At 71.7% G+C, this 26,880-nt stretch carries 26 protein-coding genes and 2 pseudogenes; 21 read left to right on the forward strand and 7 right to left on the reverse strand.

Annotation, left to right across the window (positions count from 1 at the left end):
• The first annotated feature begins 19 nt into the window (after window positions 1-19).
• A complete protein-coding gene (locus tag ABT288_RS05750) occupies window positions 20-457 on the forward strand; it encodes a hypothetical protein (protein ID WP_351603127.1) in 438 nt (145 codons plus the stop codon).
• A gap of 89 nt (window positions 458-546) precedes the next feature.
• On the opposite strand, the gene ABT288_RS05755 is transcribed toward ABT288_RS05750, so the two are convergent.
• A complete protein-coding gene (locus tag ABT288_RS05755) occupies window positions 547-1,572 on the reverse strand; it encodes a LacI family DNA-binding transcriptional regulator (RefSeq protein WP_351603128.1) in 1,026 nt (341 codons plus the stop codon).
• Between the two features lie 481 nt (window positions 1,573-2,053).
• Here ABT288_RS05755 and ABT288_RS05760 point away from each other — a divergent pair, with 481 nt between their 5' ends.
• From ABT288_RS05760 to ABT288_RS05770, 3 genes are read left to right on the forward strand one after another with little or no spacing between them, the layout of a single operon-like run.
• The gene (locus ABT288_RS05760; RefSeq protein WP_351603130.1) at window positions 2,054-3,643 is read left to right on the forward strand and encodes a sugar ABC transporter ATP-binding protein; all 1,590 of its coding nucleotides are present in this window, start codon (window positions 2,054-2,056) and stop codon (window positions 3,641-3,643) included.
• Complete coding sequence (locus ABT288_RS05765) at window positions 3,640-4,734, forward strand: ABC transporter permease (protein ID WP_351603132.1); 1,095 nt, start codon at window positions 3,640-3,642, stop codon at window positions 4,732-4,734. Before ABT288_RS05760 ends, ABT288_RS05765 begins: the two co-directional genes overlap by 4 nt.
• 56 nt (window positions 4,735-4,790) lie before the next feature.
• Complete coding sequence (locus ABT288_RS05770; RefSeq protein ID WP_351603134.1) at window positions 4,791-5,810, forward strand: substrate-binding domain-containing protein; 1,020 nt, start codon at window positions 4,791-4,793, stop codon at window positions 5,808-5,810.
• A gap of 146 nt (window positions 5,811-5,956) precedes the next feature.
• Here ABT288_RS05770 and ABT288_RS05775 read toward each other — a convergent pair whose 3' ends face one another.
• On the reverse strand, window positions 5,957-6,142 hold the full coding sequence (locus ABT288_RS05775; RefSeq protein WP_351603322.1) for a VOC family protein: 186 nt from the start codon (window positions 6,140-6,142) through the stop codon (window positions 5,957-5,959).
• A gap of 140 nt (window positions 6,143-6,282) precedes the next feature.
• On the reverse strand, window positions 6,283-7,365 hold the full coding sequence (locus ABT288_RS05780; RefSeq protein ID WP_351603136.1) for a DNA polymerase III subunit beta family protein: 1,083 nt from the start codon (window positions 7,363-7,365) through the stop codon (window positions 6,283-6,285).
• A 98-nt stretch (window positions 7,366-7,463) separates the two neighbouring features.
• On the opposite strand from ABT288_RS05780, the gene ABT288_RS05785 reads away from it, so the two are divergent.
• On the forward strand, window positions 7,464-8,495 hold the full coding sequence (locus ABT288_RS05785) for a nucleotidyl transferase AbiEii/AbiGii toxin family protein (RefSeq protein WP_351603138.1): 1,032 nt from the start codon (window positions 7,464-7,466) through the stop codon (window positions 8,493-8,495).
• Between the two features lie 316 nt (window positions 8,496-8,811).
• Window positions 8,812-10,869 carry an elongation factor G gene (fusA, locus tag ABT288_RS05790; protein ID WP_351603140.1) on the forward strand — a complete coding sequence of 686 codons (2,058 nt, stop codon included), beginning with the start codon at window positions 8,812-8,814 and terminating at the stop codon, window positions 10,867-10,869.
• A gap of 145 nt (window positions 10,870-11,014) precedes the next feature.
• On the opposite strand, the gene ABT288_RS05795 is transcribed toward fusA, so the two are convergent.
• Window positions 11,015-11,176: a hypothetical protein gene (locus tag ABT288_RS05795; protein ID WP_351603142.1), complete on the reverse strand. Its 162-nt coding sequence runs from the start codon at window positions 11,174-11,176 to the stop codon at window positions 11,015-11,017.
• Between the two features lie 116 nt (window positions 11,177-11,292).
• Between ABT288_RS05795 and ABT288_RS05800 the strand changes: the two genes are divergently transcribed.
• The 7 genes and pseudogenes from ABT288_RS05800 to ABT288_RS05830 all read left to right on the forward strand — a co-directional run bounded on the left by ABT288_RS05800 (window position 11,293) and on the right by ABT288_RS05830 (window position 18,193).
• Window positions 11,293-12,189: an MBL fold metallo-hydrolase gene (locus ABT288_RS05800; RefSeq protein WP_351603144.1), complete on the forward strand. Its 897-nt coding sequence runs from the start codon at window positions 11,293-11,295 to the stop codon at window positions 12,187-12,189.
• 21 nt (window positions 12,190-12,210) lie between these two features.
• Window positions 12,211-12,402, forward strand: a pseudogene (locus tag ABT288_RS05805) (IS630 family transposase); the annotation flags it as partial.
• Between the two features lie 360 nt (window positions 12,403-12,762).
• Entirely contained in the window at window positions 12,763-14,079 is a 1,317-nt protein-coding gene (locus tag ABT288_RS05810) for an ABC transporter substrate-binding protein (RefSeq protein ID WP_351603146.1), read from the forward strand.
• An 8-nt stretch (window positions 14,080-14,087) separates the two neighbouring features.
• Window positions 14,088-15,083: a carbohydrate ABC transporter permease gene (locus ABT288_RS05815; protein WP_351603148.1), complete on the forward strand. Its 996-nt coding sequence runs from the start codon at window positions 14,088-14,090 to the stop codon at window positions 15,081-15,083.
• Between the two features lie 34 nt (window positions 15,084-15,117).
• Window positions 15,118-15,957: a carbohydrate ABC transporter permease gene (locus ABT288_RS05820; RefSeq protein WP_351603324.1), complete on the forward strand. Its 840-nt coding sequence runs from the start codon at window positions 15,118-15,120 to the stop codon at window positions 15,955-15,957.
• A gap of 38 nt (window positions 15,958-15,995) precedes the next feature.
• The gene (locus ABT288_RS05825) at window positions 15,996-17,360 is read left to right on the forward strand and encodes a GH1 family beta-glucosidase (RefSeq protein WP_351603150.1); all 1,365 of its coding nucleotides are present in this window, start codon (window positions 15,996-15,998) and stop codon (window positions 17,358-17,360) included.
• A 164-nt stretch (window positions 17,361-17,524) separates the two neighbouring features.
• Window positions 17,525-18,193 (forward strand): hypothetical protein, encoded by a 669-nt coding sequence (locus tag ABT288_RS05830; RefSeq protein ID WP_351603152.1) that lies wholly within the window; start codon window positions 17,525-17,527, stop codon window positions 18,191-18,193.
• Window positions 18,194-18,255: 62 nt separating this feature from the next.
• Here the strand turns inward: ABT288_RS05830 and ABT288_RS05835 are convergent, their stop codons facing one another.
• Both ABT288_RS05835 and ABT288_RS05840 read right to left on the reverse strand, forming a co-directional pair.
• The gene (locus tag ABT288_RS05835; protein WP_351603154.1) at window positions 18,256-18,771 is read right to left on the reverse strand and encodes a hypothetical protein; all 516 of its coding nucleotides are present in this window, start codon (window positions 18,769-18,771) and stop codon (window positions 18,256-18,258) included.
• Window positions 18,772-18,814: 43 nt separating this feature from the next.
• Window positions 18,815-19,276 carry an ATP-binding protein gene (locus ABT288_RS05840; RefSeq protein ID WP_351603156.1) on the reverse strand — a complete coding sequence of 154 codons (462 nt, stop codon included), beginning with the start codon at window positions 19,274-19,276 and terminating at the stop codon, window positions 18,815-18,817.
• Window positions 19,277-19,442: 166 nt separating this feature from the next.
• Between ABT288_RS05840 and ABT288_RS05845 the strand changes: the two are divergent.
• The 4 genes and pseudogenes from ABT288_RS05845 (at window position 19,443) to ABT288_RS05860 (ending at window position 22,094) form a co-directional block, all read left to right on the forward strand.
• Window positions 19,443-20,307, forward strand: a pseudogene (locus ABT288_RS05845) (helix-turn-helix domain-containing protein).
• The gene (locus ABT288_RS05850) at window positions 20,304-20,489 is read left to right on the forward strand and encodes a DUF397 domain-containing protein (RefSeq protein ID WP_351603158.1); all 186 of its coding nucleotides are present in this window, start codon (window positions 20,304-20,306) and stop codon (window positions 20,487-20,489) included. The pseudogene ABT288_RS05845 and the gene ABT288_RS05850 overlap by 4 nt, the downstream one beginning before the upstream one ends.
• A 227-nt stretch (window positions 20,490-20,716) precedes the next feature.
• Window positions 20,717-21,334, forward strand: a complete 618-nt coding sequence (locus tag ABT288_RS05855) for a hypothetical protein (protein WP_351603160.1) — start codon at window positions 20,717-20,719, stop codon at window positions 21,332-21,334.
• 49 nt (window positions 21,335-21,383) lie between these two features.
• Complete coding sequence (locus ABT288_RS05860) at window positions 21,384-22,094, forward strand: YcnI family protein (RefSeq protein WP_351603162.1); 711 nt, start codon at window positions 21,384-21,386, stop codon at window positions 22,092-22,094.
• Between the two features lie 72 nt (window positions 22,095-22,166).
• Here ABT288_RS05860 and ABT288_RS05865 read toward each other — a convergent pair whose 3' ends face one another.
• Window positions 22,167-22,928 carry a CDP-alcohol phosphatidyltransferase family protein gene (locus ABT288_RS05865; protein WP_351603164.1) on the reverse strand — a complete coding sequence of 254 codons (762 nt, stop codon included), beginning with the start codon at window positions 22,926-22,928 and terminating at the stop codon, window positions 22,167-22,169.
• 107 nt (window positions 22,929-23,035) lie between these two features.
• Between ABT288_RS05865 and ABT288_RS05870 the strand changes: the two genes are divergently transcribed.
• The 4 genes from ABT288_RS05870 (at window position 23,036) to ABT288_RS05885 (ending at window position 26,868) form a co-directional block, all read left to right on the forward strand.
• A complete protein-coding gene (locus ABT288_RS05870) occupies window positions 23,036-24,025 on the forward strand; it encodes a zinc-dependent alcohol dehydrogenase (protein WP_351603166.1) in 990 nt (329 codons plus the stop codon).
• 112 nt (window positions 24,026-24,137) lie between these two features.
• Window positions 24,138-24,536, forward strand: coding sequence for a 6-pyruvoyl trahydropterin synthase family protein (locus ABT288_RS05875; protein WP_351603168.1), 399 nt, complete (start codon window positions 24,138-24,140; stop codon window positions 24,534-24,536).
• The gene (locus ABT288_RS05880; protein WP_351603170.1) at window positions 24,533-25,720 is read left to right on the forward strand and encodes a glycosyltransferase family 4 protein; all 1,188 of its coding nucleotides are present in this window, start codon (window positions 24,533-24,535) and stop codon (window positions 25,718-25,720) included. Before ABT288_RS05875 ends, ABT288_RS05880 begins: the two co-directional genes overlap by 4 nt.
• A complete protein-coding gene (locus ABT288_RS05885; RefSeq protein WP_351603172.1) occupies window positions 25,717-26,868 on the forward strand; it encodes a class I SAM-dependent methyltransferase in 1,152 nt (383 codons plus the stop codon). Before ABT288_RS05880 ends, ABT288_RS05885 begins: the two co-directional genes overlap by 4 nt.
• Window positions 26,869-26,880 lie beyond the last annotated feature (12 nt).

A 26,880-nucleotide genomic window follows, 5' to 3' on the forward strand; every position in this document is an offset into this window, starting at 1 on the left:
CACCACGAGAGGCCCCGCGATGACCTCGCCACACGACCCCGTCCCGTTCGAGCCCGACGGGGAGCCGGACTCCATCGACCTGCTGACGGCCGCGCTGCGCAGGGACGCCGCCGACCTCGAGGTCTACGCCCAGGTGCTCACCGGGACCCTTTCGGAGGCGCTGCCGCCGGGTTCCGTCGCCGTGGAGCGCAAACGGCGATTGGCCGACCGGCTCGCGGGGCGCGACGGTCGCATCGAGCGCGTCGAGGTCTTCCTCGGCGAGCAGCGTCTCGTGCTCGACCTGGCGGGGACGCATCCCCGGGGCGAGGTGTGCAAGGAGGTCCGCGGCGTGGTGCTCTCGCGGCGCCCGGTGGCGCTCGACGAGTGGATACGGGAGCTCGCGGTCGCGGTCGCGGCGCGCGCACAGTCCGACGCGCGGGCACGGGCGGCGCTGGAGCGGCTGCTGCTCGGGGAGTAGGGACCCGGGCCGACGGGGGGCACCCGTTCGCCGGCCCCGCGGGCGTGCCCCGGCCGGGACCGCGGAGCTGACGGCACGGTGCTCTCGGCTCACACCGGCCCCGCCGTGGTCTGCCCCACCTGGAGGGAACTGCGCAGCACCACGGTGCGCAACGGCCGCTCCTGCCCGGCGATCCGGTCCAGCAGCAGTCCGGCCGCCGTCCGCCCCAGGTCGTACGAGGGCACCTGGACCGTGGTCAGGCCGGGCTGGACCAGCGGCGCCCAGGGCACCTCGCCGAACGACACGACACCGATCCGCGGGGGTCGCAGGCCTGCCTCGCGCACCGCCTGCAGGGCCCCGACGGCCATCAGGTTGTTGGCCGCGAAGACCGCGTCCGGCCGCTGCGGCAACGCGAGCAGATCGGCCATGGCCGTGCGCCCGCCCTCGGACTTGAAGTCGGCGTGCCGGGTGTAGTCGCGCAACAGGTTCACCTCCTTGGCGGGAGTACCCGGGTCGTCGTCCAGGAACTCCTGGAGTGCCCTGCGGTAGCCGGCGAGCCGTTCCTCGGCGGTGGAGGCGCCCCGCGGGCCGGTGATGCAGGCGATCCGCCGGTAGCCGCGGGCCAGCAGGTGTTTCGTGGCGGCCGCACCGCCCTCCTCGTTGTCCACCAGTACGGCGTCCACCCCGGCCCCGCGGGGGCGGCGGTCCACCGCGACCACCGGTATGCCGCGGCTCTGCAGGGCGGACACGTCGGTGCGGCCACGGGACGCGGCGGCCACGATGACGCCCGCCATCCGCTCGGCGATCGCGATGTCCAGATAGCGCCGTTCCTTGTCGAGGTCCCCGTCGGTGTTGCACAGCACCACCGAGAAGCTGGTCTGCTGGGCGGCGTCCTCGACGCCGCGGGCCAGCGCCGTGAAGAACGGGTTCTCGATGTCCGGGATGATCAGCCCGATGAGGCTGCTGCGCCGCATCCGCAGCGAACGCGCCACCCGGTTGGGGGCGAAGCCCAGCTCGGCCGCCGCACGCCGGACCCGTTCGGCGCGCTCGGCCGTGACGCGGCCCCCGTTCAGGACCCGGGACACCGTGGCGGGGGAGACCCCGGCGGCCTGGGCCACGTCGTTGATCGTCGTCATGGTCCTCCGACCTCATGCCCGACCTGTTCAGGACTCTTGACACCCTCGGAGGCCAAACCCTACGTTCCCTCTGAAAAGGATTTCAAGGATCCGGCCGGGAAGCCCGCCGCCGTACGGTGGCGCTTCCTGGATCGCCTCACTTCTGTCCGAGGAGTGTGGTGGGTGATCTCCAGAAATCGATTTCCCCATCGCTCCCCCTCGCATCACGGAGGCCACCCCATGGCTCGCATCGGCCTGTTGACCCGCTTATGACGTCCGGGCAGGTAGGCGGCATCGAGCCGACGGTCCTCGGCGGTGTGCGGGCACAGGACCCGACGCTCGCCGAACCGCGGTCTTCCGGCGGACCCTTCGGCCGTCACGGTCCTGCTCACACGCCCGCGCCCCCGGCCTGCCGCCGGAGGGTTCCCGAAATCGATTCCTATTCCACACCTGTGCACCATGGGAGGTCCGCGATGACGCGGAAGAACGCGGACGGCGCGACATGAGCGGCGCGTCGCCCGCCCTGCTGCGAATGCGAGGCATCGGCAAGGAGTTCCCGGGCGTCCGGGCGCTCAGTGACGTCGAACTGACCGTCCACCCGGGCGAGGTGGTGGCACTGCTCGGCGAGAACGGCGCCGGCAAGTCGACGCTGATGAACATCCTCGCCGGGGTACACGCCGACTTCGAGGGCACCATCGAGATCGACGGCGAGCCGGTGCGGATCCACTCACCGAAGCACGCCCAGCAGCACGGCATCGCGATGATCCACCAGGAGCTGAACCTGGTGCCCGAGCTGTCCGTGTCCGACAACGTCTTCCTCGGCCGCGAACTGCGCACCGCACGCGGCACGTTGGACCGTACGGCGATGCACGCCCGCACCGCGGAGCTGCTGGCCGACCTCGGCCTCACCCTGCCCCCCGGGCGGCTGGTCCGCGACTGCCGCATCGCCGAGCAGCAACTCGTCGAGGTGGCCAAGGCACTGAACGGCACCCTGCGGATCCTGGTCCTGGACGAGCCGACGTCCGCGCTCGCCGAGGCCGAGGTGGAGCGGCTGTTCGCCGTCATCCGCCGGCTGGCGGCCCGCGGCGTCGGGCTGATCTACATCTCCCACCGGCTCGAGGAGCTGGCCGAGATCGCCGACTCGGCGACCGTGCTGCGCGACGGCACCTTCGCGGGCCGCCGCCCGGTCGCCGGCACCGACCGTGCCGAGCTGGTACGGCTCATGGTCGGACGGCCCCTGGGGGAGCTGTTCCCCCGGGCGCCGGAGCAGCGGTCCGACGGCCCGGTGCGGCTGCGCGTGCAGGGCCTGACCACGACCCCCGCGCCCGCGAGCACTCGCACGCCGCTGCACTCGGTGGACTTCGAGGTCCGGGCCGGGGAGATCCTCGGCGTGGCCGGGCTGATGGGTGCCGGGCGCAGCGAGGTGCTGGAGGCCCTCTTCGGGGCCGGCGACCGGGTCCGGGGCGAGATCACGCTGAACGACAGCCCGTACACCCCGCACACCCCCCGTACGGCGATCCGCCGGGGCATCGCGCTGGTCGCCGAGGACCGCAAGGCGCAGAGCCTGGTGATCGGCAACACCGTACGGTTCAACACCACGTTGGCCGCCCTCGACCGCTACCTCAGGCCGTGGCGCACCGTGGACGCCCGCCGGGAGAAGGCGGCCGCGGCCGGCAAGGTCGCGGAGCTGCGCACCAAGACGCACAGCCTGGACGCCGTGGTCGGCACCCTCTCCGGCGGCAACCAGCAGAAGGTGGTGCTGGCCAAGTGCCTGCTCACCGAGCCCTCGGTGCTGTTGCTCGACGAGCCGACGCGGGGCATCGACGTCGGGGCCAAGGCCGAGATCCACGCCCTGATGGACGCCCTCGCCGCCCAGGGCACCGCGATCATCGCCGTCTCCTCCGAACTTCCGGAGCTGATCGGCATGTGCGACCGGATCGTCGTCCTCTGCGAGGGGCGGCTGACCGGCGAGTTCCACCGCGACCCGGCCCACGGGCCGGCCGCGACCCAGGAGGCCATCCTCACCGCGGCGATGGCACGGCAGAACGTTGTGGCCGGACCACCGGCGGACGAGAACGAGGCAGAGAAATGAGCACGACACTCCCACCGGCCCGGGACACCGCCGCCGGCACCGGCGAGCACCCGCGGACGCTGCGCGAGCGCCTGTCCCGGGCCCTGCCGTCACTCGGCTCCCTGCAGAGCTACATCGGCCTGCTGCTGGTGATCGCCGCCGGCATCGTCACCAAGGGCCAGATCTTCTGGAACCAGGACAACCTCACCAACGCCGTCACCGCCTTCGCCTCCCGCGGCATCCTCGCGGTCGGCGTCACCCTCGTCATCCTCACCGCGGGGATCGATCTGTCCGTCGGTTCGGTGCTGGGCATCGGGTCCATGACCGCGGCGATGCTCCTGGTCCACCACGGCCTGTCGCCCTGGGCGATCGTGCCGCTGTGCGCGCTGGTGGGTGCGTTCTTCGGCTTCCTCAACGGGATCGGCACCACCTGGCTGCGCATCCAGTCCTTCGTGATGACCCTGGCCATGCTCTCGGTGGTGCGTGGCATTGACCGGCAGCTGAGCAACAACGTGGCCGTCGGCGTGCAGTTGGTGGACCCCCACGGCCATCTCACGCCCAAGGCCGCCGCCTTCGCCGCGCTGGGCACCCCGGGCCACACCCTCGTCGCCGGCATCGGCTATCCGGTGATCGCGTTCGTCGCGGTCTGTGTCGTGGTGCAACTGCTGCTCTCCAGAACCCGGTTCGGACGGCATGTGTACGCCGTGGGCGGCAACCCCACCGCCGCCCGGCTCTCCGGGGTCAACGTCAGCCTGGTGATCATCACCGTCTTCACGCTCTGCGGCCTGCTGGCCGGCTTCGCCGGTCCGATCGACGCCGCGTACAGCGCCTCGGCCGACCCGCTGGCCGGCACCTCCTACGAGCTGGACGCCATCGCCGCGGCCGTCATCGGCGGCACCAGCCTGGCCGGCGGCAAGGGCACCATCACCGGCACTGCCGTCGGCGCGCTGATCCTCACCCTGCTCGACAACATCCTCGGGCTCAACGCGATCAGCGACAACATGCAGATGATCATCAAGGGTCTCATCGTCGTCGTGGCCGTCGTACTGCAGCGCCCGGGCTTCCTCCAGCCCCTCGTCGAGCCGCTGCGCCGCCTGCGCGCCCGCGCCTGACCCGCACCCCCGCACCACCCCTCACCCTCACCCACGCAAGGAGCAAGGAGTCCGCTGTGTCTGCTGTGTCCGCTGTGTCCCTGAGCCGTCGTACCTGTGTGGCCATCGCCGGCGTGGTCGCCACCGTCGCCGCACTGACCTCCTGCGCCGCACACGCGCCGAAGACCGCCGCCGCCGGCTCGGGCAGCGGCGGCAAGAAGACGTTCGTGGTCGGCTACTCCCAGTCCAACAACGCCGAGCCGTACCGCGCCCAGCTCAACGCGCAGCTGCAGTACTTCGTCAAGAAGTACCCGGACCTCAAGCTGCTGCCCATCACCGACGCGCACCAGGACAGCGCGACTCAGGTGAGCCAGGTGCAGAACTTCATCCAGCAGAAGGTCGACGTCCTGATCCTCTCGCCCAACGAGCCGGCCCCGCTGACCGCCGCGGTGCAGCAGGCCTGCTCCGCGCACATCCCGGTCATCGTCCTGGACCGCACCGTGAACACCGACTGCTACACGTCCTTCATCGGCGGCGACAACTACAAGATCGGCAAGATGGCGGGCGAGGCGGCGGTGCAGGCCCTGCCGCACGGCGGCAACGTGGCCGAACTGCAGGGCACCCTGTCCGACCAGCCGCAGATCGACCGCGACAAGGGCTTCAGAGACGCCATCGCCGGACACCACATCACCATCGTGTACCACCAGGAGGCGAAGTGGCTGAAGGCCAACGCCACCACGATCATGCAGCGTTGGCTCGACCAGAACAAGAAGATCGACCTCGTGTACGGCGAGAACGACGACATGGCCCTCGGCGCCGTCCTCGCCGCCCGCGGCGCCGGCAAGGCCGACGGCATCAAGTTCGTCGGCATCGACGGACTCGCCATCCCGACCGGGGGTATCCGCGCCGTCCAGCTCGGCCAGATGTACACCACGTTCATCTACCCGACCGGCGCCCAGCAGGCAGCGGACACCGCCGAGGCCATCGTGCACGGAAAGACCGTCGGCAAGAAGCAGACCCTGCAGACCACCCAGATCACCAAGGACAACGCCTCGGACATCTACAAGCAGTACGACATGTCGGCCAAGCTGGGCTGAGCCCGGCCGCCCCTCGGACCGCGGCAGGAACCCATGGCCCAGGTCATGGGTACTCCGCTCCCCGGCCCCGCCGTTGTCAGCGGCGGGCGCCACGGGAGCCGGCAGGCCCCGGCCGGACCGCTGCGCCGACGACGGTCCGGCAGTCCTCAGGGCTGATGGCAGACGGCCTCGACGTTGTTCCCGTCGGGATCGCGGACGAAGGCCCCGTAGTAGGACCCGTGGTACTCCGGCCGGAGCCGGGGCGCGTGCAGGCCCTCGGCGCCTGCCGCGAGGGCCGCGGCGTAGAAGGCGTCCACGGCGGCGCGGTCGGCCGCGGCGAATGCGAAGTGCAGTTCGCGGGCGGGCGGGCGCGGTGCCGGTCGCCGGGACCAGCCACAACGGGTGGCTTATGACGCCGAAGCCCAACCCTGCATCAAGGCAGGGAAGTTGTCGTCGGCTTTTCCGCCGGGCGCTCCCCGGCCGAGGACACGTTCTAGTCCTCGAGACGGACCGGCATGAGGATCGAGAACGTGTGCTCGTCGTCGGGCCGGCGGATCGCCAGCGGTGCCGTGGGGGCGCCGACTTCCAGGACCAGCTCGCTGCGGGCACCGGCGGCGAGCGCGTCCAGCAGGAACTCCCGGTTGACGCCGACGTTTTCCTGGTCGTCCTGGCCGTCCTCGCAGAGGGTCACCGTGCCGTCGTCCGCGAACCTGAGCACGCTGACGTCGTAGGACTCGCCGTCCTGCTCGCGCATCTGGCTCGCGCGGACCGGCCCGGTCTCCAGTGCCCTGCGGAAAGCGGCGACATCGACGAGCGCCCGGCGGCCGGCCGGCGGGCGAACCAGGCGGCGGTAGTCGGGGAAGTCGTGGTCGAGGCAGGGGCCGGCCGCCTGACGGTCGGCGGACTCCAGCGACACGCGGCCACCGTCCACGGTGAGCCGCGCCGGCTCCTCGCCCCGCAGCAGTGCCCGCATCGCATCGGCGAGCGGCAGCGGCACGAGGGCCTGCACGCGCGGCCCGTCGTGCCCCGTCGCAGCGGCCCGCGCGACCGCCATCCGGTAGCGGTCGGTGGCCGCCAGGGTCAGTTCGCCTCCCTCCAGGTCGAACAGGATTCCGCCGAGCATCGGCAGATCCGGGTCCGTACCGGCCGCGAAACGGACCGCGTCCAGCGCGGCGGCCAGCTCCTGCGCGGGGACGGACGGCCGGGCGGTGGTGCTGCGGAGTGCGGTCATGGGGTTCTCCCTGCGGTCGAGGAGGTCTCGGAGTGTGGAGAGCTCGCTGCGGGCGTCGGCCAGGCCCAGTTCGAGGCGGCGCAGGTGCGCCTGGAAGAGCCCGCGGACCAGGTCCGTGTCCGCCCCGGACCAGCCGGCCAGGACCAGCCGGATGTCCGCGAGGGGCATGCCGGCCCGGCGCAGACGGGCCAGCAACCGGGCTTCCTCGAACTGCTCCGGCTCGTACCAGCGGTAGCCGCTGACCGGGTCCACCCAAGCCGGAACCAGTACACCGGCACGGTCGTAGAACCGAAGCGCGCTCACGCTCAGTCCGCTGTCCCGGGCCATCTCTCCGATGCCGCGCATCTCGCTCTCCACACCCCGAACTCTGAGGCCTCGACAAGGTCGAGGGTCAACCTGGGCCCGGAAACGTCTTGTCAGTGGCGAGCGTTACGGTCTCCCATGTGACTCCAGACCGACGCCAGGGCGGGCCCGACCGGACGACGCATCCCCGACGCGCGGCGCTGGACCACGTCCTGCGACTGGTCGCGGACGCGCCGTGGAGCGGAACCCTGGTCCTGCGCGGCAGCATGGTCATGCCGGCCTGGCTGGGGGACGCGGCGCGCCAACCGGCCGATCTGGACTGGGTGGTGCTGGAGGAGCCCGCCGGGGTCGACGCGCTGGACCCTTTTCCGTACGTCGACCGGATCGACGTCGTGCAGCAGTGGCCCGAGGCCGCCGACGGCGCCGCACGCTACGAGATGTGGACGTACGAGGAGTTCGACACCGGCGGACAGCGGCCCGTGCTCCCGCCCGAAGGGCTGCACTGGCTGTCTGAGGAGGACGCGGCGGACACCGGACCCCCGTACGCCGACCTGCTCGAACGCGTGGCCCGGCACCCCGAGGCCGCCCCCGGTCTCCTCCTCGACGCGGACAACGCACGCGTCGACGGCACCTGGACCTACGCCGAGTACGACACGCCGGGTGTGCGCCTGCTCATCCCCTGGCGCGCGGACGGCCTGCCACCCGGCGAGGCGCGCCTGGACTTCGCCCGCGACGAACGACTGCCCGAGCCCCCGGTGTGGACGCTGATACCGCGCGGCGACGGCGGAAGCCCCGTCCCGGTGCGCACGGCGAGCCGTGAGCTGTCCCTGGCCTGGAAGCTGCTGTGGCTGCACACCGACAGCCGGGACGGACGCCGCGCACAGGGCAAGGACCTGTACGACGCGGTCCTCCTCGCCGAGGCCCAGGACACCCTGCCGCTTCCGCCGCGCCTGCTGCGGAAGGTCTTCGACGGGGCGGCGACCGCCGCGGACCCGCATGCCCTCGACCCGGCCGCGGTGCTCCGGTGGGACGTGGACTGGACCGCGTTCCAGGAGCGGCACCCCGCCGTGCGGGGAACGGCGGAGGACTGGCTCCGCCGCCTGGCCGGGGCACTGCCTCCGCTCACCGGGGAACGAGCCTTCCACACGCCTCCGATACCCCATGCGCGCTGACGTACCGCGAAAATCACGTGCCCCGGCCGCGTCCGTCTCGTACCTTCATGCCGTACCGAGCGCCGCCAGGACCGTACGGCGGCGCTGTCGTCCGACACAGAGGGGAGCCCGGCCGTGCACGCACGCACCGCTGTCGTCGCTCCCCGTTCCCGGTACGAGGTGATCCTCGTGTCCTCTGTCGGCCGGTGCCCGCTGCGCGGCCGGCACCGGAGACCCGTGACGCCCCGCTGAACCCCGGACGCACGGGTGATCGCGCTGCCCTTTTCCCCGATCCAGGCCTCTACGTCAGGCCTGATCCGCAGAAAGGCCCTGGGCCGTGCGCACGAACACCACCACCCTCGCCGCGATCCGCAACCTCGGCATCCTCGCCCACGTCGACGCGGGCAAGACCACCGTCACCGAGCGGATCCTGTACGCGACGGGCACCACCCACAAGCGGGGCGAGGTGCACGACGGCACCACCGTCACCGACTTCGACCCGCAGGAACGCGACCGCGGCATCACCATCTTCGCCGCCGCCGTCAGCTGCGCCTGGGACGGACACCGGATCAACCTCATCGACACCCCCGGCCACGTCGACTTCGCCGACGAGGTCGAGCGCTCACTGCGCGTCCTGGACGGTGCGGTCGCCGTGTTCGACGCCGTCGCCGGCGTCGAGCCGCAGAGCGAGTCGGTGTGGCGGCAGGCGGACCGGCACGGCGTGCCGCGCATCGCGTTCGTCAACAAGATGGACCGGGCGGGCGCCGACCTGGACCGGGCCGTCGAGTCCATCCGGCAGCGACTGCACCCCGTACCGCTCGTCGTCCAGCTTCCCATCGGCGCGGAGGACGGGTTCACGGGTGTCGTGGACCTCGTACGGATGCGTGCGCTGGTCTGGGCCGACGGCTCGGGTACGGCCGTGGAGGGGCCCGTGCCCGAGTCGCTGAGCGAGGAGGCGGTACGGCGGCGACGGGCGCTGGAGGAGACCGTGGCGGAGCTGCACCCGGCCGCCCTGGAGGAGTTCTACGACCGGGAGACGCTCGGCGCCGACACCCTCGCCGCCACCCTGCGGGACCTCACCCGCACCGGGGACGGCGTGGTCGTCCTGTGCGGCTCCGCCTACCGCAACCGCGGCGTCGAGCCGCTGCTCGACGCGGTCGTGGCCTATCTGCCCTCACCGCTGGACGTCCCCGCCGTACGGGGTGTCCACGAGGGCTCGGAGCAGGAGCGCGCCGCCGACCCCGAAGTGCCGTTCTCGGGGCTCGTGTTCAAGGTGAACGCGGGCGCCACCGGGCGGCTGGCCTACGTGCGCGTGTACTCGGGCACCGTCGAGAAGGGAGACACCGTGTGGGACCCGGGCACCGGGCGCACCGAGCGCGTGGCGCGCATCCTGCGGGTCATGGCGGACCGGCACGCCCAGCTGGAGAGGGCGGTCGCCGGTGACATCGTCGCGCTCGCGGGGGTGAAGTCGGCGCGGGCCGGCTCCACGCTGTGCGATCCCGGAGCCCCGCTGCTCCTGGAACCGCCCGTGTCCGCCGAGCCCGTGGTGTCGGTCGCGGTCGAGGCCCGGCGCGCCACGGACACCGGCCGGCTGGCGACGGCGCTGGCGCGGCTGGCCGAGGAGGACCCCTCGCTGGTGGTGCGCACCGACGCCGAGACCGGGCAGACCGTGCTGTCCGGGATGGGCGAACTGCACCTGGAGGTCGCGGTGGAGAAGATCCGCCGCGACGGGGGACCGGAGGTCACCGTGGGCCGGCCGCGGGTCGCCTACCGGGAGACGGTCGTCGAGACGGTCACCGGGTTCGTGTACCGGCACGTCAAACAGGACGGCGGGGCGGGGCAGTTCGCCCATGTCGTGCTGGACGTGGAACCTCTCGGGCCCGAAGTCGGCGCCACCGGCTTCGAGTTCCGCTCCTTCGTGGTCGGCGGCCATGTGCCGCAGGAGTACGTGCGCGCCGTCGAGGCCGGGTGCCGGGACGCGCTCGCCGAGGGGCCGCTGGACGGGCACCCGGTGACCGGGCTGCGGGTCACGCTCACCGACGGCTCCACCCATGTGAAGGACTCCTCCGACACGGCCTTCCGCACCGCCGGCCGGCTCGGGCTCCGCCAGGCCCTGCGCGCCTGCGCGACGGCCCTGCTGGAACCGGTCGCCGAGGTCACGGTGACCGTGCCGGAGGATGCCGTCGGCTCGGTCCTCGGCGACCTGGCGGCCCGGCGTGCCCGGGTCGGCGGCTCCGAGACCCGTGGCGGCGCGGCCGTACTGACCGCGACCGTGCCACTGGCCGAACTGTTCGGCTACGCCACCCGGTTGCGCAGCCGCACCCAGGGCCGCGGCACCTTCACGACCCGCCCGGCCGGCCGCTCTCCCGATCGGCGCCCGGTCCAGGTCCACTAGCGGGTTGGGGCCCGCACCACCAGCCGACGCGGCGGGTGGTGCGGGCCCCTCGGGAGACGCGTGAGTTCACGGCGCCCGACGGCGTGACCTCGCGCGGGGCGCTGTACGTTCCCGACCGGCCAGATCGAGGAGTGGCGGCGCGCCATCAGCTGCCTGGAGTCGCGCCCGCGAGATCATCGGGCTGGGCGACGCGTTCGATGGCCTGGGCTGCGACGGCCACGTCGAAGACGCCGAGTTCGGCCTGAAGGCCGGAAGCGGTGCCGGGGTGTGAACGGCGCTGCGGCGATTGCGTGGACGGTGACGCCACGTGACCGTAACGGTCGCGGACCCGAACAAGGCGACGCCGAATGCGTCGAGCAGACGAACATCTTCGTTGACGAGAACGAACTCCTTCTCCGGAGAGAACAGAGGAACGACGAAAATATGCGGACTTCCCCCGCCCCTGTCCCGTCCTGGACCGTGGGCGACATCACCGTCCACCGCATCGACGAGACTCTCCTGCCGCCCGCTACCGGACCGTGGCTGCTGCCCGACGCCACCCCCGAGGTGGTGGCCGGCCAGGACTGGCTGCAGCCTCAATTCGCCGACCACGAAGGCATCCTGCGCCTCGACAGCCACAGCTTCGCGTTCGTCGTCGACGGGCTGCGTGTTCTCGTCGACACCGGCATCGGCAACGGCAAGGAGCGGGCCAACCCGGCCTGGCACAACCTGCACACCGACTTCCTTGAGCGCCTCACCGACGGCGGTTTCGCCCCGGACTCCGTCGACCTGGTGATCCTCACCCACCTGCACGCCGACCACGTCGGCTGGAACACGCGGGAGGTCGACGGCGAATGGGTCCCCTCCTTCCCCGACGCCCGCTACCTCACCTCCCGCACCGAGCGGGAGTTCTGGGCCACGTACGACATGGACGAGCCGCGCGCACAGATGTTCCGCGACTCCGTGATCCCGGTCGAGCAGGCGGGTCTGCTGGACCTCGTCGACGTCCCGGCCGCGGGCGTGGAAATCGCCCCGGGCCTACGCCTGACGCCGACGCCCGGCCACACCCCCGGCCACGTCGCCGTCGAGCTGACCAGCCGGGGCGAGAAGGCGCTGATCACCGGCGACTGCATCCACCACCCGGTCCAGCTCGCCCACCCCGCCATCGGGGCCTGTGTCGACATCGACCCGCAGCAGTCCGAGGCCACGCGCCGCCGACTGCTCGGCTCCCTGGCCGACACGGACACCCTCGTCCTCGGCACCCACTTCGCGCCTCCCACAGCCGGCCGCGTGATCACAGCAGGGGACGCCTACCGGCTGCTGCCCGTCCCCGCAGCCTGACGGGCCGTCCTTCCCGCCCGAGTGCGGCCGCCGCGGCCCGTACGCGGACTGACCGATCAGGAGAGGCAGAAACTGCAGCACGTCGTGCGCCGGGGCAGCACCAGATCGGTGCGCTGCCGGCGCGCGATGGTGCTGTCGGCTTCGGCCGGTGGGAACCGGGTGCCGGTGATCGCCCAGCCGGCGCAGGCCGGCCGGTCGCCGGCCCAGCGCGTGCCGCCTCATCGGCCCGTCGGCACACAACCGTTGCAGAACGGCGCTCCGGCTCTCCCGCCGCAGGTCAGGCGCCGTACGACTGCCCAACGCCGCCACCCGGCCCCCCTGTTCTCCGGCGTTTCTCCGTGCTTTTCCGGCCTGTTCGGCCCTTCGACGCTGCCGGATCTCTTGACGAGCGTTTCCCGGGAGGTTTAACTCACGTCCTAAATTAAGCCATGAGGGGCTTCGGGGGCCGAACGGGTCCTCGCCGGCCCTCGCCGGCCCTCGCCGGTCCGCGCGGGTCGTCGAGGACCGGCGCGGGCGTCGGCTTCCGTGAGCGACCTCGAGGTTCTCGACTCCCGGAAAGGGACACCAGGAGCCATGCGCAGCATCCGAGCCGCGGCCACAGGCGCCGTCACCCTGTCTCTCGTCCTCGCGGCCACGGCCTGCGGAGGCGGCTCGTCCAGCGGCGGTGGGTCCAACGACTCGCCGAAGACGCTGACGTACTGGGCCTCCAACCAGGGCGCCAGCATCGCCGTCGACCAGCAGGTCCTCCAGCCCGAACTCGACAAGTTCCAGAAGCAGACCGGGATCAAGGTGAAGCTGGAGGTCGTGCCCTGGACCGACCTGCTCAACCGGATCCTCACCGCGACCACCTCGGGTCAGGGCCCGGACGTGCTGAACATCGGCAACACCTGGAGCGCCTCCCTGCAGGCGACCGGCGCCCTGCTGCCCTGGGACACGGGGAACTTCGCCAAGATCGGCGGCAAGGACCGGTTCGTCGACTCCGCGCTCGGCTCGACCGGCGCGGCGGGCAAGGACCCCGCCGCGGTCCCGCTCTACTCGATGGCGTACGCCCTCTACTACAACAAGAAGATCTTCGCCGACGCCGGGATCACGCAACCACCGGCCACCTGGGCCGAGTTGATCGCCGACGGCAAGAAGATACAGGCCAAGGGCAAGTCCGCGCTCGGCGCCGAGGGCTCGAACCCGGCGGAGAACATCCACCACGTCTTCGTCTTCGCCAAGCAGCGCGGCGCCGACTTCTTCACCGCCGACGGCAAGCCGGACTTCACCGCCCCCAAGGTGGTGGACGCGGTGCAGAGTTACGTCGACCTCATGGCCAAGGACAAGGTCATCCCGACCGGCGACGCCGAGTACGCGCAGAACCAGTCCGTCAGCGACTTCGCCAAGGGCAAGCAGGCCATGCTGCTGTGGCAGTCCGCCTCCGCCAACCTCAAGTCCCAGGGCATGAGCGAGGACGCCTACGGCATCGCGCCCGTCCCGGTGATCTCCGGCACCCCCGGCCCCGGTACCCAGGTCGACTCGATGGTCGCCGGCATCAACCTCGCCGTCTTCAAGAACACCCACAACCTCGACGGCGCCACGAAGTTCGTGAAGTTCATGACCTCCGACGAGGAGCAGAAGATCCTCAACAAGGCCTACAGCACCATCCCGCCCGTGAAGTCCGCACAGGCGGACGCGGCCTTCAGCACACCTGCCAACACCGTGCTGAAGAACACCTTCACCACCAGCGCGGCCGCACTGCCGCAGGTCGCGTCCGAGTCGCAGTTCGAGACGGCGGTCGGTACGGCCGTCAAGGACCTGTTCGCCGACGCCGCCGCCGGGCGCGCGGTGACCACCGACTCGGTCAAGGCCGCGCTGCAGAAGGCCCAGCAGCAGATGCCGGCGGCGTGAGCGGGACCATGACGACGACCACCGCCTTCAAGGAGCCGGTGCGGCACACCACCCCCGGTACGGCGGCGCGCGGACCGCGCCGCCGTACCGGGCGGCTGCGCCGCGTCTCCCTGCCGTATCTGCTGCTCCTGCCCGCCCTGCTGCTCGAACTCCTCGTCCACCTGGTGCCGATGGTCATCGGCATCGTGATGAGCTTCAAGGAGCTCACCCAGTTCTACATCCGCGACTGGAGCACCGCCCCCTGGTCCGGCCTCGGCAACTACAAGGCGTCGGTGAACTTCGACGCGCCCGTCGGCCAGGCCCTGCTGCACTCGTTCTTCGTCACCGTCGGCTTCACCCTGCTGTCGGTCGGCCTGTGCTGGCTGATCGGCACCGCCGCCGCGGTCTTCATGCAGGACACCTTCCGCGGCCGCGGCCTGCTCCGGGCCCTGTTCCTGGTGCCGTACGCCCTGCCGGTCTACGCGGCCGTCATCACCTGGGTGTTCATGTTCCAGCACGACAACGGCCTGGTGAACCACGTCCTGCACGACCAGCTGCACCTCACCGGCAAACCGTCGTTCTGGCTGATCGGCGACAACAGCTTCTACGCCCTGCTCACCGTGTCGGTGTGGAAGGGCTGGCCGTTCGCCTTCCTCATCGTGATGGCCGGACTGCAGAACATCCCCCGGGAGCTGTACGAGGCCGCCGCGCTGGACGGCGCCGGGATGTGGCAGCAGGTCCGCCGCATCACCCTGCCGTCCCTGCGCCCGGTCAACCAGGTCCTGGTGCTGGTCCTCTTCCTGTGGACGTTCAACGACTTCAACACGCCGTACGTGCTGTTCGGCAAGTCCGCCCCCGAGGCCGCCGACCTCATCTCGGTCCACATCTACCAGGCGTCCTTCGTCACCTGGAACTTCGGCACCGGTTCCGCCATGTCCGTCCTGCTGCTGCTCTTCCTGCTCGTCGTGACGGGCGGGTACCTGCTGTTCACCTCGCGCGGACGGAGGGCCGCCGCCGATGTCTAGCCCGCCCCTCGCCTCACCGACGCGCAACTCGCCCATGGCGCCCCCGCGTTCCTTCATCTGGTCCCGCCGGATCTTCCTCACCCTGCTCACCGGATTCGTGCTGGTCCCGGTGTACGTGATGGTCTCCAGCTCGCTGAAGCCGCTCGCGGACGTCACCGGCAGGTTCCGCTGGCTGCCCAGCGGGCTCACCATCCGGCCGTACATCGACATCTGGTCGACGGTCCCGCTCGCGAAGTACTTCGTGAACTCGCTGATCGTGGCGGGCGCGGCGACGGTCTGCTCGGTGGTCATCGCCGTGTTCGCGGCCTACGCCGTCAGCCGCTACGACTTCCGCGGCAAGCGGGTCTTCACGGTGACGGTCCTGTCGACGCAGATGTTCCCGGGCATCCTCTTCCTCCTCCCGCTGTTCCTGATCTACGTCGACATCGGCAACGCCACCGGCATCGCCCTGTTCGGCTCCCGCGGCGGCCTGATCCTCACCTACCTCACCTTCTCCCTCCCCTTCTCCATCTGGATGCTGATCGGGTACTTCGACTCGGTGCCGCGCGACCTGGACGAGGCGGCCCTGGTGGACGGCTGCGGCCCGCTCGGCGCGCTGCTCAGGATCGTCGTACCGGCGGCGGTCCCCGGCATCGTCGCGGTCGCCGTCTACGCCTTCATGACCGCCTGGGGCGAGGTGCTCTTCGCGTCCGTCATGACCAACGACACCACCCGCACCCTCGCCGTCGGCCTCCAGGGCTACTCCACCCTCAACGACGTCTACTGGAACCAGATCATGGCCGCCTCGCTGGTCGTCAGCGTGCCCGTGGTCGCCGGGTTCCTCCTCCTGCAGCGCTATCTCGTCGCCGGTCTGACGGCAGGCGCCGTCAAGTGACCCGAGTGACCAACACCCCGCATTCCGAAGGGACTTCCGTGTCCGAACGCATCGACCTCGCCGCACTCCCGCACGACTTCCTGTGGGGCACGGCCACCGCGGCGTACCAGATCGAGGGGGCCGTCGCCGAGGACGGCCGTACGCCCTCGATCTGGGACACCTTCTCGCACACCCCGGGGAAGATCGCGAACGGCGACACCGGAGACGTCGCCTGCGACCACTACCACCGCTGGCGCGAGGACATCGGCCTGATGCGGCAACTCGGCGTCAACGCCTACCGGTTGTCGGTGGCCTGGCCGCGCGTCGTCCCCGGCGGCACGGGCCCGGTGAACCCCAAGGGCCTGGCCTTCTACGACGAGCTCGTGGACGCCCTGCTGGAGGCCGGCATCACCCCGTCCGTCACCCTCTACCACTGGGACCTGCCGCAGGTCCTCCAGGACCGCGGCGGCTGGCCCGAGCGGGACACCGCCTTCGCGCTCGCCGAGTACGCCTCGGCCGTCGCCGCCCGCCTCGGCGACCGCGTGAAGCTCTGGACGACCCTCAACGAGCCCAGCTGCTCGGCCTGGATCGGCCACCTGGAGGGCAAGATGGCCCCGGGCTGGACGGACCTCACCGCCGCCGTACGCGCATCCGTCCATCTGCTGCTGGGCCACGGCCTCGCCACCCAGGCGATCCGTGCCGCCGCGCCCGGCGCCCAGGTCGGCATCGTCAACAACCTCTCCACCGTGCACGCGGCCACCGACCGCCCCGAGGACATCGCGGCCGCCCGCCGCCACGACGGCCATGTCAACCGCTGGTGGCTCGACCCGGTGCACGGCCGCGGTTTCCCGGCCGACATGGTGGAGACGTACGGCACCGAACTCCCGCTCTACTCGGGCGACTTGGCGACCATCGCGACCCCGCTGGACTGGCTCGGCCTGAACTACTACTTCCCCGCGCACGTCGCCGACGCCCCCGACGCCCCGGCGCCGTACGTCCGCGCTGTGCGCCGCGAGGGCGTACCGCGCACCGGCATGGACTGGGAGATCGACGCGAACGGCATCGAGACGCTGCTGCTGCGGCTCACCGAGGACTACGGCGCCCGGAAGATCCACGTCACCGAAAATGGTTCCGCCTTCCCGGACGTGGTCCGCCCCGACGGCAGCATCGACGATCCCGAACGCCAGGACTACCTGGAGCGCCACCTCGCCGCCTGCGCCTCCGCCGCCCGCAAGGGCGCCCCCCTCGCCGGCTACTTCGCCTGGTCCCTGCTGGACAACTTCGAGTGGGCCTACGGCTACGACAAGCGCTTCGGCCTGGTCCACGTCGACTACCGCACCCAGGTGCGCACGATCAAGGGCAGCGGCCACCGGTACGCCGACCTCGTCCGCACCCACCGCGGCCAGACCCGCCGGGCCGCCTGAGCCGGGCCCGGCCGACGGGCCGGTGGGCACGGTACCGGCCGCCCGAATGCCTGGGCGGCCGGTACGGCTCACGGTCGGTTTCCTCGCCGGCCCGGCTCAACCCGCACGAGCCGTTCCGAGGCTCGGTAGCGTGTGGGCCAGGAGTGAGGAGAGGGGTCGGCGCGATGACGGACGGCTTGGGGTGGATCGGCGAGCACTGGTACAGCGGTGCGATCGTCAAGGACGGGATGCTCTCGGACATCTGCCTCACGACGGTGCGGGGCGTGGACCCGGTGGACTTCGTGGTCCGCCTCGGCGCGGACCGCCGCACGGCCGAACGGCCCGCACTCTTCAAGGACTTCGACAGGCTGAGCGTGGACCCGGGCGACAGTGTGGCGATGTTCGGCCGCAGCGGCGAGTGGGCGTACGTCCTGGAGGTCGAGCGGTCCACCTGGCACCTCATCGTCCTCGACCGGCTGGGCCAGGACACCCTGGTGGGTCAGGGGGACGAACTCATCTGCCTGGATCGCTTTCTGCACGAGTCCCCGTGGGTGTACTACGGCGACGCAGCCGGCGAAATGAGGTCCATCGAGCCCGGCGAGAGCCTGCTGGAGACCGCGTTCCCGCTCACGGACCGGCTCGGGGCGTTCGCCGCACTGGATGCGGCCATGCGCCAGGCCGGGGCGGTGCGGGAGACCTTCCCCGGCTGCGAGGACCCCGAGGACGAGGACGAGGACGAGGAGTTGGCGAGGCGGCTGTTCGGTGCGGTGGGCGAACATCTCGGGCTGTCGCTGCCGCGTCGGGAGATCGAGCAGGGGCTGCTGCCCGCGGTGCACCTGCCCTCGCCCCTGTGAACCGGTAGCGGCGGGGCCGCCGCGCCCTCTCGGCGCGGCGGCCCACTCTCAGCAAAGCGATGCTATTGGTTGTTCGCGGTCATGGTGCACTTCACGGTCGTGCTGTCATCGGAGCACGCCGCGCTCATGTTCGTGTTCAGCCAGTACGGGTCCCGGTCGAGCAGACGCTGGTTCGCGTTGAAGGTCGCGAACCCGGCCATCGAACCGCTGTTGTCGCTTCCGGAGATCGCGGAACGTCCGCAGACCTCCTTCCAGGTCGGCACGAGGCCGTCGATGTTGAACAGGTGCACGGCGCCGTCCTGCTTGCTCGCAAGGGTGTTGTAGGTGGAGTTGAACGCGTACTCATCGCAGTTCGGCTTGTCCGTCGTACCGTTGAGGGCGCTGGTGTCGCCGTTGGCCGCCGCCCATCCGGTGGGGCAGATCACGGTCCGGTTGCCGCTGATGTCGCCGTCGGGCAGGAAGCACAGCGGCTTGCTGTCGGCCTGGCTGCCGGGGTGGTTGGCCAGCTTGTGCTGGATCAGCCAGGCGTGTGACGCGGCCTGCGGGTACTTCGCCGCGTTGAAGGTGTAGGTCGCCACGTAGTTGTGGAACAGCTGGGGGCTGAACAGGGTGGAGATGCAGTCACCGGACGCCGGGACAGCCTGGTCGGCGGAGGTCGAGTTCCGCCCAGACCGTCTTGCCGGCGGGCGGGTACGGTTCCGTGCCCCAGCGGTCGGCGAGGGCGGTGACGAGGAGGAGGCCGCGGCCCGACTCGGCCTCCTCCTCCGGCCGGACTGCCGTGGTAGGTGCGGGGAGTTGGTCGCCGCGTGCGTCGCTGACCGCGATGCGCAGCATTCCGGCGGCGGCGTCGAGGGTGAGGGCGAGGCGGAAGTCCCGGCCCTGGACCCTGCCGTGAAGGGCCGCGTTGGCGGCGAACTCGGCGACGATCTGCTCGGCGCGTTGCATGACGGTGGGTGATACCTCCCAGGCGCGGAGCTGTTCGGTGGCGAGCAGCCGGGCCAGGCGTGCGCCTCTGCGGGTGGACGACAACAACTGGGAGAACGTGTGCAGGGCCGCCGGGAGTTGGGGCACGGGGGTCTTCATGGGGCCACCGTGACGGGCGCGCGGGTGTGTGAGCCAGGGGTGCGGCCCGTACGGTGCGTCAGCGTACGGGCACGATCGGTGGACGGTACGGGGATCATGCCGTCACTCTGGGTGCTGTCGGGCGCGGGGCGCAGCACGGTACGTACGCACCTGGAGGTGGCCGGGGATGGCTGTTGGCGCGAGTGAGGTCGAGGACGTCGCGGTCTGCGAGGCGGAGCGGGAGCCGGACCCCTCCGACAGTCTGCGCACGTTCGGGGCGGTCGTCCAGGCCCTGAGGGAGCATGCGGGGCTCAGTAGGGCGGAGTTCGCGGAGCTGGTCCGGTTCTCCAAACACACGGTGGAGTCCGTGGAGTTGGGGAGGCGGATGCCGGACGAGTCCTTCGTGGAGCGGGCGGAGGAGGCGCTGGGCAACACCGGGGCGCTGAGGAGGGCGGCGAAGTTCCTGACGCGGGGGGGAGGCGGGGCTGGCGGCCTGGTTCCGGCGGTGGGCGAGGCTGGAGAAGGTGGCGGTGAGTCTGTGTACGTATGAGTGCCGGTTGGTGCCGGGGCTTTTGCAGTCGGAGGGGTACATGCGTGCTCTCTGCGAGAACGACATCCCACCTCTCTCGGATGACGCGTTGGAGACGACAGTTCAGGCGCGGTTGGAGCGGCAACGGTTGCTGGCAGAGCGCCCGAACACCGCCTTTGACTTCATCGTTGAAGAGGCAGTGTTCATGCGCCGTCTCGGCGGCTTGGACGTGACCCGCAACCTGATCAACCACGTCCTGGAGGCCATTGCGCCGAGGAACGTTACGCTTCAGATCATGCCTGCGAACGCCGAGCACCACGCATGCATGGCTGGGCCGATCCAGCTGTTGGAGACCGCTGACGGCAGTTGGCGTGGGTACTCCGAAGGGCAAGAGAACGGCCGCTTGATCGCTGACCCAAAACAGGTCAGCCGACTGCACATGCGCTATGCAAGACTGCGCTCGCAGGCCCTCTCCCCGAAGGACTCCGTGGGCCTACTGGAGCGGATGCGAGGAGCGCTATGACCACGTCCGAACTCGACTGGTTCAAGTCCAGCTACAGCAGCGCACAGGGGGACAGCTGCATCGAGGTCGCCGTCACCGAGCAGGCCGTGCACGTGCGCGACTCCAAGGACGTCACGCGCCCCGACTTCGCCGTCGGCCGGGACGGCTGGGCGCGGTTCGTGCGATACGCGGCCGCGCGCTGAAGCGGACTTGAGGCGTGCCGGTGGCTCCCGTCAGCGGGGCCAACGGTACGCCTCTACTGAGCGCGAGGCCGTGGATGGTCGGCTCACACACCTCCGTGAAACTCCTGTCACCCCGCGTACGTGCGTCGCGCCGCGGGTGAGGAGCTGAGGTTCCCGGCCCAGAGCGATGTGAATGAACCGGGCACCGCCTGCCCACGTATCACCCAACCGTGGCAGGATCCCTCACCGTGAGCGCGTCCCCGGCGGTGAGAGGTCTGCGTGCCGTGGTGTTCGCCGCGGTGTGTGTGCTGCTCGCCGCCGCCGGGCACGGGCTCGCCATGGGGGACATGCCGCCGCTGTGGGCGGATGCGGCCGCCTTCGCCGCCGTGGTTGCGCTCGGCTGGGTGCTCGGCGCACGGGAGCGGTCGCAGGCCGGTATCGGCGTGGCCATGCTGCTCACCCAGGCCGGGCTGCACCTCGGCTTCGACGCCGCCCACCCCGCTGCCGGGCGCGCGGCCATGCCCGGCCGCAGCATGGCCTCGATGCACGCCCACGCGGCGACCATGAGTGACGTCCACGCGAGCGCGCACGCGCACCTCACCGCCCACGCCACCGCCGCCCATTTCCTCGCCGCGCTGGCCGCCTCCTGGTGGCTGCGGCGGGGCGAGGCCGCGTTGTGGTCGTTGCTGCGCCGGGCCGGAGCGCTCGTTCCCGGCCTCGTCGCCTGGTGGCGCGACACCTCGCTGCCCGTCCCCGCCGCTCGCGTCCCGCGTGTCCCGGGCGCACCCGAACCGCCCCGCCTGACCCTCCTGCGGTACGCGGTCAGCAGACGCGGACCCCCGACCCCGATCCCGTACTCGCTCTGACACCTGTCCGCACGGTTCACCTGTCACTCGTACGGAGATCGACTCACCCATGTCCGCATTACGTCTCACCGCGCGCCGCGTCGGCGCTGTTGCCGCCCTCGCCGCCGCGACGGTCCTGTTCGCCGCCGGTGCCGCCTCCGCGCACGTCACCGTCCACCCCGACAGCTACGCCAAGGGCGCCACCGACGGCGTGCTGACCTTCCGTGTCCCCAACGAGGAGGACACGGCCTCCACGACCAAGGTGCAGGTCTTCCTGCCCACCGACCACCCCGTGCTCGGCGTGCTCGTGCACCCGCAGGACGGCTGGACCGCCAAGGTCACCACCACCAAGCTCAAGACTCCGGTCAAGACCGACGACGGAACCATCACCGAGGCCGCGTCCGAGATCACCTTCAGCGGTGGCAGGATCGGCGCCGGGCAGTACGAGGACTTCAACGTAGCCTTCGGTCAACTGCCCGATGACACCGGTCAGTTGGTTTTCAAGACCCTGCAGACCTACTCCGACGGCAAGGTCGTGCGCTGGATCGAGGAGCCGGCCGGCGGCGGCGAGCCCGAGAACCCGGCCCCGGTGCTCAAGCTGGCGGCCGGTGACGCGAGCGGCGCTCCATCGTCGGCCAAGACCGCTGCCGCCACCGCCAAGGCCGCCGGCGCCGCCGACTCCACGGCCCGCGGGCTCGGCATCGCCGGACTGGTCGCCGGTGTCCTCGGCCTCGCGACAGCCGCCTTCGTGGTCGTACGGAGCCGCTCCGCACGGCCGTAACCCGCCAAGTCACGGCTGAGGGCCCGGACCGGCGACCGGTCCGGGCCCTCAGCCGCCGTCGGCGGCGCTTGCTCAGCGCCCCACCAGCTCCAGCACCTTCCCCCCGGTCGCCGTCTCCACGCAGATGCGGGAGGTGCGCCACAGCCACCGCACGTCCCGGCCGAAGGACCACAGCAGCGAGCCCAGGGCCACGAGTACGACCGCGAGGTTCGCCAGGTGGGGGAGGAGCTCGGCGCCGGCCAGGAGCAGGGCTATGCCCTGGATCGCGGCGACGGTCTTGCGGGCGAGGGACGGCGGCAGGGGGGCGTTCAGCCAGGGGGCCACGCGAGCCGCGGCGACGAAGGCGTAGCGCATGCCGCCGATCAGCAGGACCCACGGGCCGAGCTGGGTGGAGACGTACACGCTCAGCACCAGGATCAGGAACGCGTCCACCTCCATGTCGAAGCGCGCGCCGAGCGCGGTCGACGTCCCGGTGCGGCGGGCCACCTTGCCGTCGACGCCGTCCAGGAGCAGGGCGACCGCCGTCAGGCCGACCAGCAGGGTCACCGGCGGCGCGCTCTCGAAGGAGTCCGCGACCAGGGCGGTCACCCCGCCCACCAGGGTTGCCCGGCCGAGCGTGACACGGTTCGCGGGGCCGAAGGAGCGCAGGCAGGAGCGGTGCAGGGCCCGGGACAGAACCGCCCAGGTGGCGAAGGCGAACGCCAGGCCCGTCAGCCAGCCGGCCGGCCCCATGCCTATCGCCGTTCCGAGCAGGGCCAGCAGCAGGAGCTGTATGCCCGCTCCCACAGCGGTCTCCTGCTGGGGCCTGGCGTCATACGTGTTGTTCAGGGCCACCGCACACCCTCCGGCCGAGTGACAGAGTCGATCAACGCCGCGTACTGTGCGCGGCCTGTGCACTTCTCGGTACGTGAACAACTTCCCTACTGTTCAGGAGGATGCCGATGAACCGCTCGGCCCGCGCGTTCTGGCTGCGCTCACCCGGCCACGGCGAGCTGCGCGACATCACCCTCGCGGAGCCCGCCGAGGACGAGGTCCTGGTGCGCGCCCTGTACTCCGGAGTGAGCCGTGGCACGGAGACACTGGTGTTCCGCGGCGGGGTGCCGGAGAGCCAACACGCCGTGATGCGGGCGCCGTTCCAGGAGGGCGACTTCCCCGCGCCGGTGAAGTACGGCTACCTCAGCGTCGGCGAGGTGGAGGAGGGTCCGGCCGAGTTGATCGGGCGTACGGTCTTCTGCCTGTACCCGCATCAGAGCCGTTACGTCGTTCGGGTGAACGCCGTGACCGTCGTGCCCGAGCGGGTGCCCGCCGAGCGGGCTGTGCTCGCCGGGACTGTGGAGACCGCCGTGAACGCCCTGTGGGACGCGGCACCGCTGATCGGCGACCGGATCGCGGTGGTCGGCGGCGGCATGGTCGGCTGCTCGGTCGCGGCCCTGCTGGCCCGCTTCCCGGGCGTCCGGCTGCAGCTCGTCGACGCCGACCCTGAGCGCGCGAAGACCGCCGAGGCGCTCGGCGTGGACTTCGCGACGCCCGACAGCGCGCTCGGCGACTGCGACCTCGTCGTGCACGCCAGCGCCACCGAGGCCGGTCTCACCCGCGCGCTGCAACTCCTCGCTCCCGAGGGTACGGTGGTGGAACTGAGCTGGTACGGCGACCGGCGGGTCTCCCTGCCGCTGGGCGAGGCCTTCCACTCCCGGCGGCTCACCTTGCGCAGCAGCCAGGTCGGCACCGTCTCCCCGGCGGCCCGCGCCGGCCGGGACTACGCCGACCGGATGGCGCTCGCCCTCGACCTGCTCGCCGACCCGGCCCTGGACGCGCTCATCACCGGGGAGAGCGCTTTCGAGCAACTCCCGGACGTCATGCCGAAGCTCGCCTCGGGCGAGATCCCCGCCCTGTGCCACCGGATCCGGTACGCCGACACGGGCCTGACCTGAGAAAAGAGTGAGGGAGGGCTGAACGCGGGGAACCGAAGAGCCGTACTACACGGCATCCCCCGACGGGTAAGGAACAGGGGGACCAGACGCGTCGTACCTGGAGGGTCGTCCGTTGTTCAGCATCACCGTCCGCGATCACATCATGATCGCCCACAGCTTCCGCGGCGAGGTCTTCGGGCCCGCGCAGCGACTGCACGGCGCCACGTTCCTGGTGGACGCCACCTTCCGCCGCGAGCAGCTGGACGAGGACAACATCGTGGTCGACATCGGCCTGGCCACGCAGGAACTGCGCCTCATCACCGCCGAGCTGAACTACCGCAACCTGGACGACGAACCCGAGTTCGCCGGCGTCAACACCTCCACCGAGTTCCTCGCCAAGGTCATCGCCGACCGGCTCGCCGAGCGCGTCCACAAGGGCGCCCTCGGCGAGGGTGCCAAGGGGCTGTCGGGCATCGCCGTCACCCTGCACGAGTCGCACATCGCCTGGGCGAGTTACGAGCGTGGCCTGTGACCGGGGCGACCACGGAGCGGGCGCGGCTGGCCTATGTGCCGGCGCAGCCCACAGCCGTCGCCGTCGACAAGGCCGGAATCATCCCCATGTCCCTGCGCACCGTGCACTTCGTCCTGCCGGGCGGCATCGACGACCCGGCCGCACCCAGCGGCGGCAACGCCTACGACCGCCGGGTCTGCCTGGACCTGCCCGGCTTCGGCTGGCAGGTCACCCGGCACGCCGCACCCGGCACTTGGCCGTGCCCCGACCAGGCCGCCCGCGACCACCTCGCCCGCGTCCTGGGCGACCTGCCGGACGACGCGGTGGTGCTGCTGGACGGGCTCGTCGCCTGCGGCGTCCCGGAGCTCGTCACCCCGCACGCCGAGCGCCTGCGCCTGGCCGTGCTCGTCCACCTGCCGCTCGGCGACGAGACGGGTCTCGCCCCGGCCGTCGCCGCCGACCTCGACGCCCGCGAACGCGCCGTGCTGCGCGCCGCGCCCGCCGTCATCGCGACCAGCGACTGGGCGGTGCGCCGGCTCGTCTCCCACCACGGACTCGCACCCGAACGGGTGCATGTCGCCGCGCCCGGCGCCGACATCGCGCCCCTCGCGCCCGGCACCGACGGCGTCTCCCGACTGCTGTGCGTGGCCGCCGTCACCCCGCGCAAGGGCCAGCACCGGCTCGTGGAGGCGCTCGCGACGGTACGGGACCTGCCGTGGACCTGCGACCTGGTCGGCGGGCTCGGCCACGACCCCGCGTACGTCGCACAGTTGCGCGAGACCATCGCCCGGTACGGCCTCGCCGACCGGCTGCACCTGACCGGCCCGCGCTCCGGCGCCGACCTCGACGCCACCTACGCCGCCGCCGACCTGATGGTGCTCACCTCCTACGCCGAGACCTACGGCATGGCGGTCACCGAGGCCCTGGCCCGCGGCATCCCGGTCCTCGCCACCGACGTGGGCGGACTGCCGGAGGCGGTCGGCCGCGCCCCCGACGGCGGGGTGCCCGGCATCCTCGTCCCGCCGGAGGACCCCGCCGCGCTCGCCGCCGAACTGCGCGGCTGGTTCGGCGAGCCCGACGTACGCCGCCGGCTCAAGGCCGCCGCCCGCGGGCGCCGCGCCGCGCTCGACGGCTGGGCCGCCACCGCCCGCAGCCTGGCCGGAGTCCTCGCACGGCTCCCCGAAGCCCCGAGGAGGGCGGCATGACCACGCCGGATACGACGACGAACGGCATCGCGTCGATCCCGGCCCAGGCCGGACCGAGGGAGGTGGGGCCGGTGCGGAGGACCGAGAACGAGAGCGAGCCGGTGCGCGAGGCCCGTCGCGAGGAGACCGGTGTCCAGGGTGACATGGCGATTTCGCAGGCGCCCGGCGCGGGGGAGGACGGCGACGGTGCCGGGGAGTCCGGTGGCGCCGACGGCGGCGGGCAGCGTGGCGTGGACGCCTCGGTCGTCCCGGGCGCCGGGCCCGTCGGCCGACCCGGTGAACGGGCCACCGTACGGCTGCGGAACGACGAACCCGAGGAACCGCCCCGGTACGCGCCCGAATGGCTGAGGTTGCGGGAAGAGGCCGATGCGGTCGCCCGCGCGCAGGACCTGCTGGACCCCTTGCGGATCCGGCTGGCGAACCTGCCGGACCACACCGGCGCCGTCGCCGTGCACGACCTGGGCTGCGGCACCGGCTCGATGGGCCGCTGGCTCGCGCCCCGCCTGGACGGCCCCCAGCACTGGGTCCTGCACGACCGCGACCCCTACCTGCTGCACTTCGCCGCCGTGGGCTCCCCGCGCTCAGCCGCCGACGGCAGCGGTGTCACCGTCGAGACCCGGCGCGGCGACGTCGCCCGGCTGACGCCGGACGCGCTCGCCGGGGCCTCGCTGGTCACCGCCTCCGCGCTGCTCGACGTGCTCACCCGCGAGGAGGTCGTCACCCTCGTCGACGCCTGCGCCGGTGCCGGCTGCCCCGCGCTGCTCACCCTGTCGGTCGCCGGTCGTGTCGAACTCACCCCGGCCGACCCGCTGGACGCGGAGATCACCGAGGCGTTCAACGCCCATCAGCGGCGCGGTGGGCTGCTCGGCCCGGACGCGGTCACCGTGGCCTGCGAGGCGTTCGCCGCGCGCGGGGCCGCCGTACGCGTGCATCCGAGCCCTTGGCGGCTCGGTCCCGAGGAGTCGGCGCTGATCGAGCAGTGGCTGCGCGGCTGGGTGGGAGCGGCCGTGGAACAGTCGCCCGGGCTGCGTGACCGCGCCGAGCGGTATCTGCGGGACCGGCTCGCCGCCTGCGCGGCCGGTGAGCTGCGGGTCGTGGTCCACCACAGTGACCTGCTGGCCCTGCCCCGGCCGACGGGTGGCGCGTGATGAGCTCGCGTC

The sequence above is a fragment of the Streptomyces sp. NPDC001093 genome, assembly GCF_040298985.1.
In the GTDB taxonomy this organism is placed as follows: domain Bacteria; phylum Actinomycetota; class Actinomycetes; order Streptomycetales; family Streptomycetaceae; genus Streptomyces.